The sequence below is a fragment of the Aquimarina longa SW024 genome, assembly GCF_001401755.1.
Lineage (GTDB): Bacteria > Bacteroidota > Bacteroidia > Flavobacteriales > Flavobacteriaceae > Aquimarina > Aquimarina longa.
Window position 1 is genome coordinate 244,707 of the sequence record NZ_KQ474099.1, and the last position, 19,576, is coordinate 264,282.

Annotated in this window: 14 protein-coding genes; 9 read left to right on the forward strand and 5 right to left on the reverse strand. The window is 33.6% G+C overall.

Annotation, left to right across the window (positions count from 1 at the left end):
• Nucleotides 1-72 precede the first annotated feature (72 nt).
• The 5 genes from N456_RS10175 to ruvA form a co-directional block, all read right to left on the reverse strand.
• Nucleotides 73-798, reverse strand: a complete 726-nt coding sequence (locus N456_RS10175) for an energy transducer TonB (RefSeq protein ID WP_062056532.1) — start codon at nucleotides 796-798, stop codon at nucleotides 73-75.
• A 135-nt stretch (nucleotides 799-933) separates the two neighbouring features.
• Complete coding sequence (locus N456_RS10180) at nucleotides 934-1,356, reverse strand: VanZ family protein (RefSeq protein ID WP_082422498.1); 423 nt, start codon at nucleotides 1,354-1,356, stop codon at nucleotides 934-936.
• A complete protein-coding gene (gene gcvH, locus N456_RS10185; protein WP_062056536.1) occupies nucleotides 1,328-1,708 on the reverse strand; it encodes a glycine cleavage system protein GcvH in 381 nt (126 codons plus the stop codon). The genes N456_RS10180 and gcvH overlap by 29 nt, the downstream gene beginning before the upstream one ends.
• A 140-nt stretch (nucleotides 1,709-1,848) precedes the next feature.
• Nucleotides 1,849-9,066, reverse strand: coding sequence for a T9SS outer membrane translocon Sov/SprA (sov, locus tag N456_RS10190; protein WP_062056538.1), 7,218 nt, complete (start codon nucleotides 9,064-9,066; stop codon nucleotides 1,849-1,851).
• 5 nt (nucleotides 9,067-9,071) lie between these two features.
• On the reverse strand, nucleotides 9,072-9,653 hold the full coding sequence (gene ruvA / locus N456_RS10195; protein ID WP_062056540.1) for a Holliday junction branch migration protein RuvA: 582 nt from the start codon (nucleotides 9,651-9,653) through the stop codon (nucleotides 9,072-9,074).
• 1,535 nt (nucleotides 9,654-11,188) lie between these two features.
• Between ruvA and N456_RS10200 the strand changes: the two genes are divergently transcribed.
• The 9 genes from N456_RS10200 (at nucleotide 11,189) to N456_RS10240 (ending at nucleotide 19,540) form a co-directional block, all read left to right on the forward strand.
• Entirely contained in the window at nucleotides 11,189-11,650 is a 462-nt protein-coding gene (locus tag N456_RS10200; RefSeq protein WP_062056542.1) for a PAAR domain-containing protein, read from the forward strand.
• 30 nt (nucleotides 11,651-11,680) lie between these two features.
• Entirely contained in the window at nucleotides 11,681-15,268 is a 3,588-nt protein-coding gene (locus N456_RS10205; protein ID WP_062056544.1) for a M23 family metallopeptidase, read from the forward strand.
• An 8-nt stretch (nucleotides 15,269-15,276) separates the two neighbouring features.
• Nucleotides 15,277-15,864 carry a hypothetical protein gene (locus N456_RS10210; RefSeq protein WP_148639282.1) on the forward strand — a complete coding sequence of 196 codons (588 nt, stop codon included), beginning with the start codon at nucleotides 15,277-15,279 and terminating at the stop codon, nucleotides 15,862-15,864.
• 98 nt (nucleotides 15,865-15,962) lie between these two features.
• The gene (locus N456_RS10215; protein ID WP_148639283.1) at nucleotides 15,963-16,376 is read left to right on the forward strand and encodes a C40 family peptidase; all 414 of its coding nucleotides are present in this window, start codon (nucleotides 15,963-15,965) and stop codon (nucleotides 16,374-16,376) included.
• The gene (locus N456_RS10220; RefSeq protein ID WP_062056551.1) at nucleotides 16,360-16,842 is read left to right on the forward strand and encodes a hypothetical protein; all 483 of its coding nucleotides are present in this window, start codon (nucleotides 16,360-16,362) and stop codon (nucleotides 16,840-16,842) included. The genes N456_RS10215 and N456_RS10220 overlap by 17 nt, the downstream gene beginning before the upstream one ends.
• A 64-nt stretch (nucleotides 16,843-16,906) precedes the next feature.
• Complete coding sequence (locus N456_RS10225) at nucleotides 16,907-17,560, forward strand: M23 family metallopeptidase (protein ID WP_062056553.1); 654 nt, start codon at nucleotides 16,907-16,909, stop codon at nucleotides 17,558-17,560.
• Between the two features lie 11 nt (nucleotides 17,561-17,571).
• Nucleotides 17,572-18,198 carry a hypothetical protein gene (locus N456_RS10230; protein ID WP_148639284.1) on the forward strand — a complete coding sequence of 209 codons (627 nt, stop codon included), beginning with the start codon at nucleotides 17,572-17,574 and terminating at the stop codon, nucleotides 18,196-18,198.
• Nucleotides 18,199-18,264: 66 nt separating this feature from the next.
• On the forward strand, nucleotides 18,265-18,816 hold the full coding sequence (locus N456_RS10235) for a DUF5675 family protein (protein ID WP_062056557.1): 552 nt from the start codon (nucleotides 18,265-18,267) through the stop codon (nucleotides 18,814-18,816).
• On the forward strand, nucleotides 18,803-19,540 hold the full coding sequence (locus N456_RS10240; RefSeq protein WP_062056559.1) for a hypothetical protein: 738 nt from the start codon (nucleotides 18,803-18,805) through the stop codon (nucleotides 19,538-19,540). Before N456_RS10235 ends, N456_RS10240 begins: the two co-directional genes overlap by 14 nt.
• Nucleotides 19,541-19,576: the final 36 nt, after the last annotated feature.

Genomic DNA, 19,576 nt, shown 5'->3' on the forward strand with positions numbered 1-19,576 from the left:
ACAAGCATACCAAAAAAAGAATCCCGTTTACATTACTGTAACGGGATTCTTGATATTATAAGATATTTTTATTTAGTCTTGTACTTGAAAAACTATAGGTAAAGAGTACAATACCCCTACTGCTTTTCCTCTCTGTTTTCCTGGAGTCATTTTAGGTAATAAATTAATTACTCTTTGTGCTTCTTTCTGAAGTCTTGGGTGTGGAGCTCTAGCCTGTACACCTACTATATTACCACCTCTATCGATTTTAAATCTCACATAGATTCTATTAATCCCTGAAAGCCCTAACTCACTACCTATCTCTGTATTAAACTTACGGTTAACAAATTTCTTAACCTTTTCACTCATACATTTTTTCTTAGCTGCATTACCTCCTGCACCTTCGCATCCGGGAAAAACAGGAACATTCTCAATTACGGCAAATGGTACATCAGCAATTTCTTCATCTTCTTCTGCATCTTCGATTTCTTCTACCTCTACAATTTCTTCTTCCTGACTAGTTTCTGTAGACTCAATTATAGTTTCTTCTACTTCTTCTTCATCTTCTACTACATCAATAATCTCTGGAGCAGGTGGTGGTGGAGGTGGTGGTGGTGGAGTATTTAGATTTTGAGTAATTGGTACTTCTTCTTCTTCCAGTTCATCAAGATCAACCTGACCTATATCTATGTTACTTCTATCATAAGTTTTCCACTCTATTCCTTGCCATGTTATAAAAAGAACTAAAATAAGTCCTAATTGAAGGAACAATGCACTTCTTTTAGTTAAATCTGATTTTGGATTTTTCTTTGGTTCCATACGTTATACTAATTAATAGGATTGCTAAAATAGCTAATTTCTTTTATAATTTCCAAGTAAAGATAGAAATGTAAAGCAAAAAGTTAATTTTTTAACTTTTGCCTTAACTATCTTATGACAAGATAATATCATTACTTAGCTGATTATCTGATTATTCTGCTTGATTTTTATTAATTTATTCTTAAGTAATATAATAATAAATAAAGCAAAAACCGTTCCACTTGTATTTGCGATTACATCATACCATTCAGAGCTGCGATAAGTAGTTAAACTATATTGTAATACTTCCATCAAAATACCATATAAAACACATACAACAAAAGCTATATATATACTGGTTTTTAAGCTTTTATTTAGTTTTTCTGAAAAAAACAAAAACAGAAAAAACACAGTCGACAAGACAAAGTATGCTGTAAAATGACCTATTTTATCGCTCCCTTTTACCTTAATCCCAATAGGGTTTATAAATCTTGCTAATGACGCCCAAGTTATCACACTTATCAATACAATAAGTAAGCACAAAAGGAATTTATGCCCCAATAAGTTCTTTATATTCATCTGTAGACATTAGTTCATCTACTTGAGATGCATCAGATATTTTTACTTTTACCATCCAGCCCTCTCCATAAGGGTCACTATTTACAACTTCTGGATCACTCTCTAAAGCTTCATTAAATTCGATAATCTCTCCTGTTAATGGCAAAAACAAATCTGATACTGTTTTTACAGCCTCTACTGTTCCAAAAACCTCGTCTTGTTCTAGTTCTTCTCCAACCGTTTCTACTTCTACATATACAATGTCTCCTAATTCACTTTGAGCGAAATCTGTAATCCCTATAATGGCGATATCACCATCAACTTTGATCCATTCGTGATCTTTTGTATATTTTAAATCTGCAGGAATATTCATTTTGAAAAAAATTTATGAGTTGTTAAACATATTATAGGAGACGAAAATAAATCTATTTTATTTAATTTAAAGAAAACCTAGCAAAAAAATATCAAAAAACAATATTTAATCACCTTAATCATAACATAATTAACATAAATCTAATTTCCAAAGTTATACCTTACCGTAAACCCTCCTCTAATAGTGGTCTGAGGAAATGCTGTAGATATAGAATATTTAGAGAAGGTATGATCATAAAAGAATAGCGCTGTTAGGTTTTTACTCAACGAATAATCTGCTGTAAACTTTAGTCCATAAATATCTTGTCCTGCTGTTATCTGAGTGTTATCTAAGTCTAAATACCTGATTAATGTTTCATTTCTACGTAATGATAGATCCGCTCTTAGATTAAGATCACTTTTGATTACCTTTTTTCTTCCTGTAATTTTAGTAGCAAACGCAAGATCTTTTAATCTATATCCTAATCCAACAATATATTCATTTCCTTGAATTTCTGTAAGTAGATTATTATCAAAACTTAATGACAATGCCCGATCTTTTTTCCACTCTGCAAGGATTTTGATTGAGCTTTTTAATTCCAAATCTAATCGCATTAGCGGGCTAAACTGCTCAGTTAGATTAACATTAGAGTACAACTCTGGGTTTCTAAAATTACTAGCTTCATCTAATTCTCCCCCTCCTTTATATTCTAAATTAGTTCTAAACTGATTAATCGTATAATTGGCTCGATATCCATGTGCAAGAGAAAATCTTTTAAATCGTTTTTTAAACCATTTCAGTCTCATTAAACCGGTATATTTCACATCCCAGTTAGGTAATGGAATATCTCTAAAGGCTCCTTTTTTAACTTTTTCTGCATCTTGACCAGTATATGCTGCTAAAAAAGCAGGTAATAAAACGGCTTGATTTGTTCGTCCATAGCCATCAGGAAAACCATCATTATCTGTATCTACGATTGCTCCACCACTTCTTTGAGCTGCTAATCGCCTAGCGATAACTACTCTATTTTCTCTAAATTTATCAAATGCTTCTGATGAGAATTGATCACTCTTTTTAAATGATGTTTTAATCAGTACTGTTGAAATTGTAAAATTACCAAAAGTGTTACCTATTAACCCTTGATACGGATCATCTTGTCGAATATTCCTGTTATTATCGAGGTTGACTTTATAGTTTTCAGAAAATGTCTTAGAAGAATTTCTGGTAGCACTAATATCGATTTTTAAACCTTTTAACAAACCTATAGAAGCTTGTACATTAAGCTGTTTACCTTCTACTTTTTGGTACTGTTGATTGAATTCTTGATACAGCGTAAGCCATCCATTACGAGCTGCAATATCTCTAATATTAGATTGACTACCAAAAGTAAAACCTACTGTAGGCTTAAGGGTACCTACAAAACCAGGCTCTCTAATATATCCTGGAAGAAAGATCCCGCTATTCTGCTGATAATTTACGTTTACTTTTTTCACTGCTGTCACCAGACCAATAAGTGTATTATATCCTTTATCTCCTGCACTAAGCTTTCTTTTTCTGGTATTGCTATTTTTTGTATTCTGTTTAGGAGGCTCTATAGCTCCTTTTTTCTTATCTTTTGAAGCCTTCTTTTTTGCTTTTTTTCGACTAGACTTTCTTTTTGTTAATCCTACATACTTATAAAGCGTATTCATATCTAATGATCCATTTAATGTATGTACATTAGCATTCTGAACTGTATTTCCTAAATCCGGAATACCTTCTACAGTTTTTAGAGCTTCACTCCCTTTTACCCACTGAAAATCTGCATCATATGAATATGTTGCTCGTATAAATTTTAACACTGGTATTTTCTTAAAAGGAACCTCATAATTAACCTTAAGCTGCTGATTGTGTCTATTAGGATCTCCTATATCAAAAAAACCACTCCATAAATCGATTGAATTATCTACTACATTATTCTCATTAATATAGTTTCTAACAATACGATTGTTTCCTGATGTAAAGTTAAAATTCAATGACTTAGTTAAGTTATAATTTACTCCATACTGCCAGTCATAAAGAAAATTACGTTGATACAAGACTGGCAATTTTAGACTGTTATCATCTAAGGTAATATCTCTAAAAACTTGTTCATTATATTTTCTTGTAATATTAGAGCTTACAGAAACACTAGTAGGAAGAAGATTTAGATTAAAATCCTTAAGCAAATCAAAATATTTGCTTTTTCCTAAAAATTTAATGTTCTTAAGAGGTTCTATTTCTTTAGGCTGAAAACTAAAATCATAGGTTCCTCCTAATCTTACATTTTGATCTAAGGATTTTTCTATCTCAAAATCACGATGATCTGTTTGGTTATAGGTTCCCGAAAACGTAAAATTCTCTACGTCATATGGCATGGGCTTACTATCCCCTGTTCTTTCTTTACGCAATCCTATGACATTAAAACTCTGTCTTTTTGTATAATCTGTTGATTGTCTTTCTATTCGTTCTCTCTCATCAGGGTCTGCTATATTATCTAAGCGTTCCTGAAGTTCTAAATCCTGAGACTCCGGATCAAATTGTGGTGTAATCAATTGCTCTCCTCGACTATAATTAAATGGCACTTGAACCCCCCATTTTTTTGGTAGTAATTGCCCTAAATTAACATTAGTAGTTAAATCATATTGTCTAAGGTCTTCTCTGCTTCGTTCATTAGGTCCTTGTTCAATTCCTCCAAATCCGATAGTACTAATCTTTCCTGAAGCGCTAATATTAGCAAAATCTGCGATATTTGCATCTAAACTACCTACAGCAGCCCATCCACCTTTATTTTTAAGATCACTTAAACGCATCTCATTATACCAGACTACTCCAGATTGATCACTTCCACTTTCATTTTTAATCCCTACCATCATTACTCTTATGTTTCCAAAACTAGGATTCCCTTTGATCCCTAACCTTAAATCCCCCAAACGATTACTAGGAGCTGGTGTAGTTGTTGGGTTTTCTCCATTAGAGTCAAAAAACACCAATTTATTCGCATCAAGTTCTCCTCTTCCCATAACAGTAGACTTAATCTTTTGTAGCAAGCTTAGATTTAGATTTAGTCTATTTTCACTAGGCCACACTCCATTTTGCGATTTATCATTGATATCAGAAGTTTTTAAAGGCAATTCTATCTGATAAAAATTATTGGTAAAATCATTACCCATTCTAATAATAGCCTTTAAATTTCCATCTCCAACTGGGGTTTTTCCTTCGACAGATTGTGCATGTAAAAACATTTCGAGATTTTCGTATTGACGCATATCAACATTAAAGTTCTTATATACCCCTCTGGCATCTCCAGATCTTAAATCGCTTACCGTAAGCGCTAGTGACCGTTCATCTTCTCTAATAATATTATTATTATTATTTAATTGTTCTCTTACAACTCCTGGAGGAGTTACATAATTTGTAGTTTCTTCTTTACTTACAGAGGTTACAACAACGTCACTATCCCCAAATACATTAATCCCATTAGTAGGATCATTAGACTGATTACCTTCTACCACATACCTTCTATAGTCTCCTCGTACTAAATCCATACTACCAAATCGCAGCAATACGGGTTGCTCAAAATCGGTAAGATACATTCTCATAAATCGTATAGATCTAAAATCACTAATATTTATAGCCTGATCTGGTTTATAAATAGGGATTTTAAACCGTACCCATCTCGTCTCTATTTTTTGCCCAGACACATCTACTATTACATCTCTTACATCCGATATATAACCAGTACCTCTATCATTACCTATCCCCATGCCTTTAAAAACAGGAATTTTATATTCAAAATAACTATTAATAGTATTCATCGTATTATCCCTGTTTACATCTTCTGCTGTAGGAAAAGTAGTATTACCGCGATCATCATTAGATAAACCAGTAGGTGAATTGCCTTCTGTACCATTATACTTATCGTATCGCTCTAAAATACCACCACTTGCCTGAAGAAAGTATCTATAATTATCTCCTGAAGGGTCATCTAATGATTGAAATGTTCCATATTCGGTTTTTTGCTTTTCGTCTTGATCTCCTAAACCATCAAATCCTGTATCTTGATTTGTTCTATCTTGCCCTTCTGAATCAAATGCATATATGAGTGATTGATTTATAGGAACTCTAGCATACTCTGTATTTACGACATTCCCATCCTGACCTAGTTTAGGCAATCCATTCTCATATTGTTTCCTACCATCTTTAAGCACGTCTTCACTAATATTACCTAGATTGAACGCTATAGTTCCTCCTGGATTATTAATATCATCGTGCTCGAAAGGATCCATTAGCCAAAACTCTATAAACTCTACATTAGATTGCTCAAAGTTAGTAGAGGTTAGCTGTCTTGTTATTCCTGCAAAATTCTTTTTAGGGTCAGGTTTTGCCAATGAGCTTCCTGGTCCATATGCTGGATTAAAATTATAAGGTCCTCTCGTATTAGGGTCATAATTTAAATCTAACGTAAATAATGCTAATGTCTGGCCAGATGCGATATCCGTATCAGGAAAAACTTCGTTTATAAAGACTCTTCTTGTAGCATTAGTAGCTAACTCTTGTTCTGATATACCACTAGGTCTTGCTCTACTATAAAAAATTGGATCGATCGAATACCATGATAGTTTTGCTCTTTGATATCCTGATTTTATACCTGCAACTACATCAGTAGGAGGGCTGTCTGGACCTCCATATCCAATTGGCACACTAGATAGTTCCCAAGAGAGAGGTGATTTTACATCAATTCTGGTTTGTGCTCCTTCAAAATCATCTATATAGGTCGTTACCTTACCATCAAAATCTGCTCCTTTTGGTGCACCAGCAATAAGTTGGGCTGCTTCTGCTCTAATCGAAACATTGGATGGCACATCTGTATCAATATTTGGCAACTTATTTACCATTCTTGTTAAAAATGGAACTTCTGTAGAATAGGCTACATTAAATCCTAATATGGTATTATTAATAGGCTCATAGCTATAATTTGATTTTTGGGTGATTGGCTTTTCACTCAAATTTAAGAACGTTCCTCCTATTATAAAATCATCACTAAACTTATGCTCTATATTTAATCCTGTAAAAGTTCTTGTTTGCTGACCAAAAACTGCATTACTTTCTGTAGACACTTGGATAGGGGTATTAGAGGCTAATAATGCTTCATCTAGGATAACGACCTTACCTATCTGATAGTTTACTGAATAGTCTACCCCTTCTTGCAATACTCTTCCTCCTGCGGTAACTGATACAGAGCCCTGAGGTACATTAAATGCGCCTAAAGAAATTCCATCCTGACCAGATGACTTGTACCTTCCTTTTAATTGAAAATAATTCTTATTCGCTGACCTTTGCTCTGCTACAACTTTAGTTTGTTTATATAAATCTCTAAATACGTATTTCTTTTGATTATCATTATACTGTGCAAGATTAGCAGAAGGGTCATTATAATCTTCTGGATTTACAATATTATCATTATCTAGTTTATTAAATAGATATTGCCCAAATGGTTCTAGCGTAGTAAATATAATACGACCATTTTGTGGATCTATGGTAACCCCAGGCACATAATCAAAAAAACCATCTCCTCCTTGTACAGGATCATTATTAGGGTTCAATCTATCTAAATTAAACACTTTAAGAAGTGTTGTTTGTTCTACATCTTTTGGCAATGGAACTGATGATCCTTCTGCTGCAGTAATATAATTAACAGGAGAAGGGTTAGCGTATAATATATTTAATCTAAAATCATTTTGCTCTAATCTAAATGCTCCTGTACTGTAGATATTTTTCATCATTAAATCCCATATCGGAAGATTCACATTCGTTATAGGACTTTTAAGCATTTTCAATAATAAACTTCTACTCGAGCCTACTTCTACCGTAGTATCAGTACTATTGTTTCCTACAGTAGCATCAACTCCGTCATTTGCAAATTCTCCTACTTGAAAAACTTGCTCTCCTATAGTATATTGAAATGCAATAGCCAAAACCTCATCATTATTAAGCCTTTGGTTTAAAGAAATATACCCTAATTGCGAGTTTAAAGTATACTCTGAGGCATTTAGTTTTCTTGCATTTTCTAAAATAGCATAATCAAACCCTTCATTAAAGGTAGGTATCCCACTAAATCCTTGCTGAACTGTAGATATTTGCCGAACTGCCTCTGTAATAGCTCCTCCAGACCCAATAGCTGCTGGATCAAGGTCATTATTTGAATTACTAGGTAAAGCACCTGCACCTGTATTAAATAAATTTCCAGGAATTGTCGAATTTCCACTATCTGGAGCTTCTCCAATATCCTGAAGCGCTACAATATTACGTGCATTAGTTAATGTTTGTGCACTTGTAGCTCTATTGGTCACCCACACTTCTACTCTTGTAATCTGAACTCCTTTATTATTTATAAAAGGATAGTTTGCTAAAGATCTATCATAGGTATCTCTAAAATAATGTGATAAAAAGAAATGTCGATTCTCATCATAATTTAATGCAAACACCTCAAACTCTTCAACAGTACTTCCTCCTTCTACATTAACAGATTTTGTTTCAGAACGTTGCTGAGAATAGACTCCTGTAATAGTCGTTCGCCCGAACTGTAGTCCCATTTTTACTCCAAAAAGGCTTTGCGCTCCTTGTATCAAGGAACTATTTAATGGCATACTTACATTACCTACTTCTATACTTTGTATAATATCATCTTCTGTAGGGGTATATTCTAATTTAAATTGATTCTGAAAATCAAATGTCGATTGATTATCATAGTTAGCTGTAATTTTTAATCTGGTTCCTATTTTACCGATTAAACTTAAACTTATTCTTTGATCAAAATCAAGCGCACGATTACTTCGGTTACGAGGTGAAAAAGCAGGGTTATCTTGTTTTGTATACAACAATCCTAAGTCCATTTCTACAGATCCTTTAGGAATGATTTCTACCTCGCTACCTCCAAAGACTGATTCGAAAAACTTAGAGTTAACATAAAATATAGGAAGTAGATTCTTCCGCTTTTCTTCACTACCTTGTTTTTTACCACTAAAAGCTTCTATTTTTTCTTTAAAATAAGCTCTCCTTTGCTCTTCTTGTACCAAAGCTTCATATTCTGAAGGTGTTAAAAACAATGGGTACCGTACATTAAAATCCCCAAGCATTTCTCGATAGATATATCGATTCGTGATCGGGTCATATTCATATTTGGTTACAATACTATTAGGATCTGGCAACGATAGCTCTCCTAAAGAAAATGTGGTACTCGTAGAGTCCCGAACAGTCTGATTATCCTGTCCATATAACACCCCACTATAAATATAAAGTGTTATCAAACATACTAGTATTTTTAAAAAATCAAAGTGTGAATAGTTAGAAGAGCTCAATGTTTTTATAAATTTTTTAGTGCCTGTTTAATAATATTTTCAACTGTCTCTTTGGGGGTCTCTTTTAAAACTCTATCAATAACTTTCTCTGCAAGCTTTCTGTTAAATCCTAGAGTTTCTAATGCAGATAACGCTTCTTCTTTATTAGTATTGTTTTGTGACACTGAAACTTCATCGATATTATAGACTTTAAGTATTTTATCTTTTAAATCTAAGATAACACGCTGAGCTGTTTTTGCTCCTATTCCTTTAATAGACTGAATCGTAGGCACATCTCCAGAAGCTATTGCTTCCTTAATTTGATTAGGCTCTAATGATGATAACATCGTTCTTGCAATATTTGCTCCTATTCCCGAAACTGAAATCAAAAGTCTAAAAATTTCTCGTTCTGTTTTTTCTACAAAACCAAACAGAGTATGAGAATCTTCTTTAATCTGTAGATGTGTATACAATTGTAACTCTTCTCCTTCTGGAATCAAAGAAAAAGTATGTAACGAAATATGTAAAAAATACCCTACTCCATTACAATCTATAACTACGTCTGTTGGATTTTTTTCTACAAGCCTCCCTTTGATATGTGTGATCATATGCCGAATTAATGTTAAGCAACCAAATGTAGTAAAATTATACTATATAACTAACAGATAAAATTATAGGCTTTACTACAATTTCCCCATAAAACAAGATGTTTTACTTCTCTTTTTATCTCAAAATTCTTGGTATACCATCTAATTCTGGTTAGATAATATCAAAAAAAAGAGGTCCCCACAATATCATTAAGTTAAGTATATATTTTTGATTAATCGACAACCTCGGAGGAAACTTACGAGGTATGCTTCCGAAAAAAATAGTTTGATGTCAGGGCAAGTATCGGGGAATTAATCCCTCAATGAAGGAGTAAACACTGGTAAAAAATAAAACACTACTTTACTTCCATTGTGGATTCCGACCTATGCCGAAATGACAAGCACAGCATATTATTTTTTAGTCATTTTGTATTTCTGGCATATGCCAAAATCCATTAGTAACAGACTTTTATATCAATACCTTATATCTACACTCTAATGATAAGGGAGGTACCCCATCTCGATACCGGCTCCGAGCCAGTCAGAAGTAGTTAGAGCTGATAAATTGCCGCTTCGAAGTGATCAATTATCAAATCGAGCTGATCAGTTGACCCTTTTTTTTGATAAGTTAATGCCTCGAGCTCATCTCCTCACCCTTTTTTTTGATCCTATAAGGGCTGCTGACCCTAAAGAAGGTGGTTCGAAGTACCTTTGTATCACTTCGAACTACCTCAGCAACCCTTCGAACTATCTCAGTGACCCTTCGAAGTACCTCAGTGACCCTTCGAACTATCTCAGCAACCCTTCGAACTACCTCAGTGACCCTTCGAACCCTTCTTAGCAACCTTCGAACCCTCATAAACACTGGGTAGTATAGAAACTGTTCAGTAAAGTGTGTCACCAAGTATAAACATTTAACTTTGTGATATTATGGAAGAAAAAAAGAATGTTAGTGTTCATTAAAATATAATTTAGATCATTTTTGTTGTATTATTTTATACCGGGTAGTGTTCAGATAGTTCTCGATACAATTTTAATCCTGTTATTAATAATAATCAATGAACTGATATTATGCGAAACATCTATCTGTAAATCATATCAAAGAATAAACCACTATAGATTTAAAATCCATTCTTATAACGAGTATTATGGATTCTGCATCAGGTGCGGAAAGACAAACCTGTAAAGATGTGTATCGCAACTAAAGTAACTGTAATAAAATTGAAGGATTTTAACCTTTAACTAAATACGTAGCTTTTAATATCATGAAAAAGAAACAAAATTTTAAAAAAAAAGGGTCTTTTTCCTCTCATTAATATGTTGTTCCCTTGCTTATATAGCATTACTTTTGGGAATAATATATCGAATACACTAAATATACTAGTATACCAACAAAAAAACACATTCGATAAAAACTCATTAAACCGATACAATATGTCATTACAAACCACTACTACTGTTTACCTATCAGTAGCTAAAGTAGCCCCCTACCTTAGTAACCTCACTACCACACCACAGCACATCACTACACAAGTAACTGCAAAAATCAACTAACTATGCCAGGACCAGCAACCACAGTAGGCAGTATGCACCTATGTCCCATGTGTACAGGTACCGTACCCCATGTAGGAGGCCCCGTAATAGGCCCAGGAGTACCCACCGTATTAATCGGCAATAAACCCGCCGCCATTATAGGAGATCTATGTACCTGCGTAGGACCACCAGATACTATTGTTACAGGAGTATCCTCTGTACTAATCGGTGGTAAACCTGCCAGTACCCTAGGCGATACCACAGCACACGGCGGTAGTATTACAGAAGGCAACCCTACCGTACTAATCGGTACAGGATGTAGCCAACCAAGAGCAGTGATGCCCATTGCAGAAATACCGTTCCCCACCATCTCTATTGTTAATAGAATACTCGGCAATACCAGAGAAGCACAAGCCAATCAACAAGAGTTACGAGAACAGGCAAAAAAACATGGCTACTTACCAGATATTGATTTTAGCCTATAAAAAGATGAATTGATAAAAAATAGCACTACTATGCGATTCGAATATCCATTAAAAATTAAAGTTGATAAAAACAAAGACGACTCCCCAGAAGATATCAAAGCAGCAAAAGCCGTCTCTTATTATGGTCATAATAATAATTTTGGATTCTATCCCATAGGCAGGCTAAACAGCTGGCATGGAGGGATACATATAGAAAAAGACGCTCCTATAACCGCTATAGCAGGAGGACATGTTATAGCCTATAGAATGCCAGAACAATACCGTACAGAAAATCAAAATACTGCTAATAAATATTCTAATGGTTTTATGCTCATACAGCATACCTACACCAGTAAGAAGGGGCAAAACCTTAGATTTTACTCCCTATACAATCACCTAGCTCCACAAAAAGACTTAGAAGACAAACACTCAGCACATATCCCCGATTTCTTAGCGCGGTATGAAGCTGTTATAAAAACAAAAGGAGAAGCCTATGGTATTATCGCTAGATCAGGCACTGAACTAGAACCCTTACCTAATACTAAAGGAATAAAGAAACCCAAAACAAAACCTCAAAAAGGAAAAAATATACTCTTTATACCCTTCGGAGCTATTGTAACATTAGATGAATTGACCACTAATGATATTACACTAAAGAAATATGTAATTAATGACATATACTCTAATAAAACTAGCCAACAACATCATGGAACAGAACAACAACGAATAAACGAAGAAATAAAAGACGACCAAAAAAAACGGGCGATATTAGAATCGCACTGGAGTTATAACGAAGCCTTTTTGTATAAAAATAAAAGACAATATAAACGATATAAATATACCGACCCAATTACCAAGGTTACCCATACCAATATCTATATCCATAAGGTAGCACTAACCAGTATAGGCAATAAGCAATCAAAGGTTGGAGCCATCGATACCGAGGGAATGCTACGATCATCAGTAGACAAAGGAGTATGCCTATTCGATAAACCTAATGGAACTTTTAAAAAAGTACTAACCGACCAAACCACCATTAGCGTTATCCCTTCCAAGACTAAAGGATGGTATCAGATCCAAGGGCAAGAGCTATTTTTTCAGACCACGGCATATTATACACTAATAAAATCAAAAAAAAAGGTAAGCAATGCCATACAAGTAAAACGCTTACTACAGCCCGATAAAGTCGCTACAGACAATACCACCGTAACCAATGTTGCTATCCCTATTAAAGCAGGACAAACCATAGGGTACTCTGGCAACTATGGTTTCGAAAAAAACAACACCTACAGAGCCGTACATGTAGAGGTATTTACCGATGATACTGAGGTCTCTAATTTTTTTGATAATCTTAAAAAAGATGATGACCGCTCTCAGTATTTTGTAAAACCAAACCAAACTCTAAAAGTAGCTAAACCAGAATCTAGTCTAAAAAAAGGAACTAAAGTAAAAGTATACCAGCGTAAGGGGGCATATGTGCAGATAGGATTTGAGAATTTTGATGCTGTAATACCGCATAAAGATATTCTATGGATCAAAGACAGGGATGACGACAAATTAAACCAAAAAAAATACAGTGACAAAAACGGATACTCCATACTAGATCAAACCGCATTAAACAAACATATAAACAATGCATACCAAGAAGGTAAAGCTATATTAAAATATGCAGGGCATGCTACCTTACAAAAAAAGAATGATGCCAGAAAAATAAAGTTTATTCATAAACACGCTACCAAAAAATACTGGGTAGATGCACAAGCCCTACCACCACCATCTACAGGAGTAATCACCCCTGTATCTACGCTACAGGCACAACCCATAAAGCCCACCACAGCTACAATCAATACAGATGCCACAGCTACAGCCGTAACAGAAACCACTACAGCGCCATCATTAGTGACCACTACACCAGAAAAAATCTGGCTGGCACTAACACAAGATATTACACAGATATACGAGCAAGAACCCAATGCAGCCATTAAGAATTTTAAAACCCCTACCCAATTACGGGTCTCTAAAAAAATATCCCAAACCGATGATAAAAAATGGTGGAAAGTACGCGTAACTGGTAAGGATCAGAACGGAAAGCAAATTACTGGACAAGGATGGATACAATACTCCCCAGAGGCTTTTATAACCAAAAATCCATATAAGTGGAGCGATTTTGGGTGGCAATTAGAAAAAGATACCGGTGGTAACAAATATTTTTATAAATTTGAAAAAAACAATGCGCACCCATTTATAACCAAAATATGGGATATGATAGACCAACCTACTAAGACCACTAATGCACAGGGCAAAAAAACTAAAGACAATGTACTCTCCCTACGAGAGCTACAACGCGCTATGCAAGATGAGGGCAAAGTAGACATCCTATCTAAGCTGATCTGTAAGCATCGTAATGAGTGGGATTATAACCAATACTATACCGAGCTAGAAAACGAAGCTATAGAAATCTATCAAAAAGGAATCGACCAAGAAGATTATCCCGATGAAAAACAACACCTTATACAAGCCAGAGACCAGCGATTAGCAACTATAAAGGATAAGATAGAGCATCTCTGTTTTTGGCAGAAGATCACACCAGGAGCAATTACCACAACCACTACACCACAGCCTACCACTACTAATACCGGAGTATCTGCTGGGGCAAAAGCAAAATTTGGACATATCACACCAGCTGTACCTGTTAGCTCAGATACAGAAACTTTTAAAAGACAATTCCCTAAGGATAATAGTATGGTATGGCATTTTCATCCAATTGCTTTTGTAGAACATATGAAACTTATCTCTGCGCCGAAGTATGACCCTGATCATGGGGATTTTCATGACCCTCTTGTTAATCCACAAGTGAGAGGATGGTATGGTAGTACAGGACACAACCCTAATTCTGATATTGCCTATTGGAATCCCTATGGTTCTATGAAATCTCATGGTGATGTAGGCCATTTATTGAGTGAAGAAGTTAAAGTATATGGTAAAAATCAAAGGGGTGGTAATACACATAATGGACTAGATATGTATGCCCCTGTAGGAACTCCTATTTATGCATGCGTGGATGGAACTATTGAGATGCATCAAATAACAAAAGGCTCTTCTGGGTTTAAAATAAAATTAGTAGGTCAATATAAAGAAGAACGTATTCGATTTAATTATATCCATTTGATGCAGTTTGAGGAAACACGCTTTAGATTTTATAATAAAAAGAACAGGAAAGTAGTAGCGAATCATGGGTGGTTAAATTACAATGATTTTTTAACTCCTAAAGAATGGAAAGACCCAGATACCATTATAAAAGACCCAAAAACAGGTAAACAAGAGACTTTTACAATACATTATAGCAATGGTATCTTAAAAATTGATCAAAATGAGATTGATGTAGATGTGGCTTTGAATATTAAAAATTTAATTGACAAGAAAGACACTAAAGTCGAAAAAGGTCAAATTATAGGGTATACGGGGTCTACAGGGAATTCGTATCAAGGTAAACGAGCCAATCATTTACATTTTAATACCTATATCAAAGGGGAGGGAGTACAACCCTATGAACAGTTTAAAGAATATTTTACTTTAGATATAGAAGGTAATGAGACTAGTAAAAAACAAGATGGTGTAACCTCGAGTAGTAAATGGTAATTAGAAACATGAAACAGTATATTTTATATATAGTATTTGGATTTTCTTTATTAAGTTGTAAAACTGATAAAAAAACAACATCGGATAGTTTAGCAAGCACTGCAGTTATTGATTCTGTTAAAGTGCCATCACAAGAAAAACCTAAAAGTTTAAAAGAAAAACTTATAGGAAAAAAATATAATCAGCTATCAAATATTAAAGAATTAGAAAAATATAGTACAGGTTGGTTTTTATTGAGAGAAAGGAATAGTGATAGTGGAATTTACATTATTAAGTGTAATGAAAAAAATGGCAACTTAAAGGTTGTAATATCTAAAGGTTTTGATGAAAGTTCAGAACAAAATATAATATTAGATTTAATTGAAATAGAAGAATTTACTAAATCTATGTCGCAAGAAGAAATAAATAACCTTGATATATTTTCTGATATTTTAATTGTCAATGAAAGAGTATCGAATTTAATTGCTTTAGCGGTTTACGAAGAAGCAGAAGTGATTAATAAAGTGTATAAAATTTGGCGTGTTAACCTTAAAACAGGCAAGTTTGAAGAAGTTAAAGATATATCGGGTATTACAGTTGTTAATGAGGATTATTAAAAGCTACAGGAAAAACCTCATGGTGCGCAAGTTTTGCCAGTTGGTGTTTGGGATAATCTGAATTAGATAATCCTAAGTCTTGGTCATCTCAATATTTTTTGAATCATAAAACATTAAAAAAGTGCGATGTTACTTTTGGCGCAATAGCTGTGTTTACTGATTGTTACGAAGATGGAACTGTTATAGTAAAAAAAGGGAATACTTATGGGCATGTTACTTTTATTTATGGACATATAGAAGATGATTATTATGCTTGCTTAGGAGGAAATCAAGGAGATACTATTAAGTATTCTAGATATTATACAGATAAAGTTTGTAGTACATTTCTTCAATATCAAGCAAAAGAAGGAAAAAAAGTATGGGTAGAACAGAAATTTCAAGGATTCTTTTTACCAATCAATTATCCTGTCGGTAACAGTAAAGAATTAGAAACAGTCAATATGACTGAATTAAATAATAAACTGGCAGGCAAAGCCGTAAAATCTGATACAAAAAATGAAAGTACTACATAGACTTATAGTTTTATTATTAATTACAACAGTTGCATGTAAACAAGCAACTAAGACGGATATTGTAGCTGAAGAAGCAAATCAATCTGTAGTTGATAATCAGCCAGAAAAACAAGTCGAACTATTACAAGAAACTGTTCAAAAAGAAAAAGAACAGACCATCGAGGAGTTTTTAAAACAATTACAGACGGCAGTAAAAAATAATGATGTCGCTAAAATAGAACAGAGCTTAAAATTTCCTTTTGAGTTTAATAGCGGAGGAGAATCTATTTTCTATAATAACTACCAAGAACTTAAAGAAGGTACTCGTAAGTTTTTTCGTATTTTGAAAGCCAAATCCATTGAGAAAGAAGGGGAAATGTTCATAATTACGTATCAAGATCCAGAGGATATTGAATATTTTGTTGCTTTCATTGCAGTTAAAGACGGCGATAGTTTTAAGTTAACGACTTTTATGCAGCCACATTAAAAGATAAAGTTTTAAGAAATCATAGAGCCACAGCATTGATGTTGTGGTTTTTTGAAATTTTGCAATGCAAAATTTCAAAAATCAGAGAGATGGTAATACACACAATGGATTAGATATGTATGCCCCAGTAGGAACACCTATATATGCATCTATTGATGGTACTATTACTATGCATCAAATAACAAAAGGCTCTTCTGGGTTTAAAATAAAATTAGTAGGTCAATATAAAGAAGAACGTATTCGATTTAATTATATACATCTAATGCAGTTTGAGGAAACACGCTTTAGATTTTATAATAAAAAGAACAGGAAAGTAGTAGCGGATCATGGGTGGTTAAATTACAATGATTTCTTAACGCCTAAACAATGGAAAGACCCCGATACTATTATAAAAGATCCTAAGACGGGCAAACAAGAGACTTTTACTATACATTATAGTGATGGAATCTTAAAAATTGACCAAAATGAGATTGATGTTCAATTGGCTATGAGTATAGATAGAAATGATGAAGTAGAAAAAGGTCAAATCATAGGATATACAGGTTCTACAGGAAATTCATACCAAGGTAAACGAGCCAATCATTTACATTTCAACACTTATATCAAAGGGGAGGGAGTACAACCCTATGAACAGTTTAAAGAATATTTTGGTTTGGATATAGAAGGTACAGAAACAAGTAAAAAACAGGATGGAGTAACCTCGAGTAGTAAATGGTAATTAATAAAATTATGAAAAATTATATATTATACGTAGTATTAGGCTTTACTCTATTAAGCTGCAAAACTGATAAAAAGTCAACATCAAGTGATCTAGCAAATACTGTAGTGATTGATTCTATTAAAGCAGAATCAATAGAAGAGCAAGAAAAACCTAAAAGCTTAAAAGAAAAGCTTATTGGTAAAATTTACAGAAAAGCTTATGAAATTCCAGAATTTGAGAAGTATAGTAGTGGTGGTTTTTTAATCGGTAGCACTTTTAATAATGAACACATTGTAAATGGTAAAGAATATACTGTAAAAATAATTAATGGGATTAATGATGAATTATTGTATTTAGTTCTTAATGAAGTACATACTGTTAATAATGATGGCAAAGCTCGTTTTAAGATTATAGATTTAATTGAATTAGGTGAGTTTACTCAAAATTTAACTCAAGAGCAAATGGATAAGCTTGATATATTTTCTGATGTTTTGTTAAATAACGAGCGAGCTCCCGAACTAATTGCTTTAGCAGAATACGAAGAAGCAGAAGTATTAACAAAGGTTCACAAGGTTTGGCGTGCCAATCGTAAGACTGGTAAATTTGAAGAAGTTAAAGATATATCTGGTATTACTGTTGTTAATGAGGATTTTTAAAAACCAGCTCTACCTGTTAGCTCAGATACAGAAACTTTTAAAAGACAATTCCCTAAGGATAATAGTATGGTATGGCATTTTCATCCAATTGCATTTGTAGAACATATGAAACTGATTACTGGAGACCCTTACACTATACGCATAACAAGGAAATGGGAAGTTTGGACAGGTCAAAATAAGTATAGTTCTACTTTTGGCACTTTTACTCTTGGAGATATTGAAGGATATATTGGTGAACCTTATGGCGAAGAGACTACAGAAAGAGGCAAAGATAAGCGTATTCCAATAGGTACTTATAATCTAACTTGGCATACTTCGCCAAAATTCCCTAAAAACAAATATGTCTCAGATGGAAAACCTGAATTGAAAAATGGTTTCCCAAAATTATATAATGAAAAAGTTCCTAAAAGCAGAGGAATTCTTATTCATATGGGAACGGATGGTGGTTGGTCAGAAGGGTGTATTTTACCAGGAGAAGACTTAAAGAAAAAAAGCGATGGTACTATAGAAAAAATGAGTAAAGAAGGCTCTTATAAACGTTTTTATCAGATAATAGATCATCTAGAATCAATAGGTATAGAAAAAATTAAAATGATAATAACCGATGAAATTGATTAAAAACACATTAGCTACAATTTGCTTTTTATTTACCATTATTTCTTTTTCTCAAAAAAAATGTAGTTTAAAAGATTTAACTGATGATTTTATCTTATATAATACATCATATTTTAAGATTCAAAACTCAGATAATGATCTAATAAATTTAACTGATATTTTATTAGATAAGAAGTTCGAATTTATAGGGTTTATAGGTAATAACAAAAAAAGGTTAAATATTATTTTTAATTCAATTATAAGAGACTCAAATGATCCTACATGCTATATTATAAAAGGACAAAGTACTGTAAAATCAACCAATCTAAGGCTTTTCAAAGGCGATATAAATGTTGTGTCTAATTATTACTTTTCAAAATTAGATGAAGATCCTATGACATCAAAAGAATCAGAGCAAATAATCAAACAGGGCTTTTCAATTGCTGAGTTTAAATTAGATGAAGATAGCAAATTTACTGCTACTGGTGTTTTTAAAGGTTATGCTTTGATTAGATGGTTTGTAGATAAAGGAAATAATATTTTTTATGATAGAACCCAAGATGATTATGATTCATACTCTAATAATCAATTTTTAGGCACTTGGACAAGTTATAAAACAGGCAAATCATCTCCTGTGGCTTGGGGGCAATATCGTATACCTTGTTCTGGGGATTTAGATATAGGAGCAGCAGAGTTCTCCCCCAATGAGAAATATTATAAATATGGTTGGGCAGATTATAAACCGTAGCGGTATGAGTAAGTGATAAAGATATAAAGTAAGGCC

Excerpts from the sequence above, each read along its gene's own strand:
- N456_RS10175 (WP_062056532.1), bottom strand. The coding sequence starts at position 798 with ATGGAACCAAAGAAAAATCCAAAATCAGATTTAACTAAAAGAAGTGCA.
- N456_RS10180 (WP_082422498.1), bottom strand. The coding sequence starts at position 1,356 with ATGAATATAAAGAACTTATTGGGGCATAAATTCCTTTTGTGCTTACTT.
- gcvH (WP_062056536.1), bottom strand. The coding sequence starts at position 1,708 with ATGAATATTCCTGCAGATTTAAAATATACAAAAGATCACGAATGGATC.
- ruvA (WP_062056540.1), bottom strand. The coding sequence starts at position 9,653 with ATGATCACACATATCAAAGGGAGGCTTGTAGAAAAAAATCCAACAGAC.
- N456_RS10200 (WP_062056542.1), top strand. The coding sequence starts at position 11,189 with ATGCCAGGACCAGCAACCACAGTAGGCAGTATGCACCTATGTCCCATG.
- N456_RS10205 (WP_062056544.1), top strand. The coding sequence starts at position 11,681 with ATGCGATTCGAATATCCATTAAAAATTAAAGTTGATAAAAACAAAGAC.
- N456_RS10210 (WP_148639282.1), top strand. The coding sequence starts at position 15,277 with ATGAAACAGTATATTTTATATATAGTATTTGGATTTTCTTTATTAAGT.
- N456_RS10220 (WP_062056551.1), top strand. The coding sequence starts at position 16,360 with ATGAAAGTACTACATAGACTTATAGTTTTATTATTAATTACAACAGTT.
- N456_RS10225 (WP_062056553.1), top strand. The coding sequence starts at position 16,907 with ATGCAAAATTTCAAAAATCAGAGAGATGGTAATACACACAATGGATTA.
- N456_RS10230 (WP_148639284.1), top strand. The coding sequence starts at position 17,572 with ATGAAAAATTATATATTATACGTAGTATTAGGCTTTACTCTATTAAGC.
- N456_RS10235 (WP_062056557.1), top strand. The coding sequence starts at position 18,265 with ATGGTATGGCATTTTCATCCAATTGCATTTGTAGAACATATGAAACTG.
- N456_RS10240 (WP_062056559.1), top strand. The coding sequence starts at position 18,803 with ATGAAATTGATTAAAAACACATTAGCTACAATTTGCTTTTTATTTACC.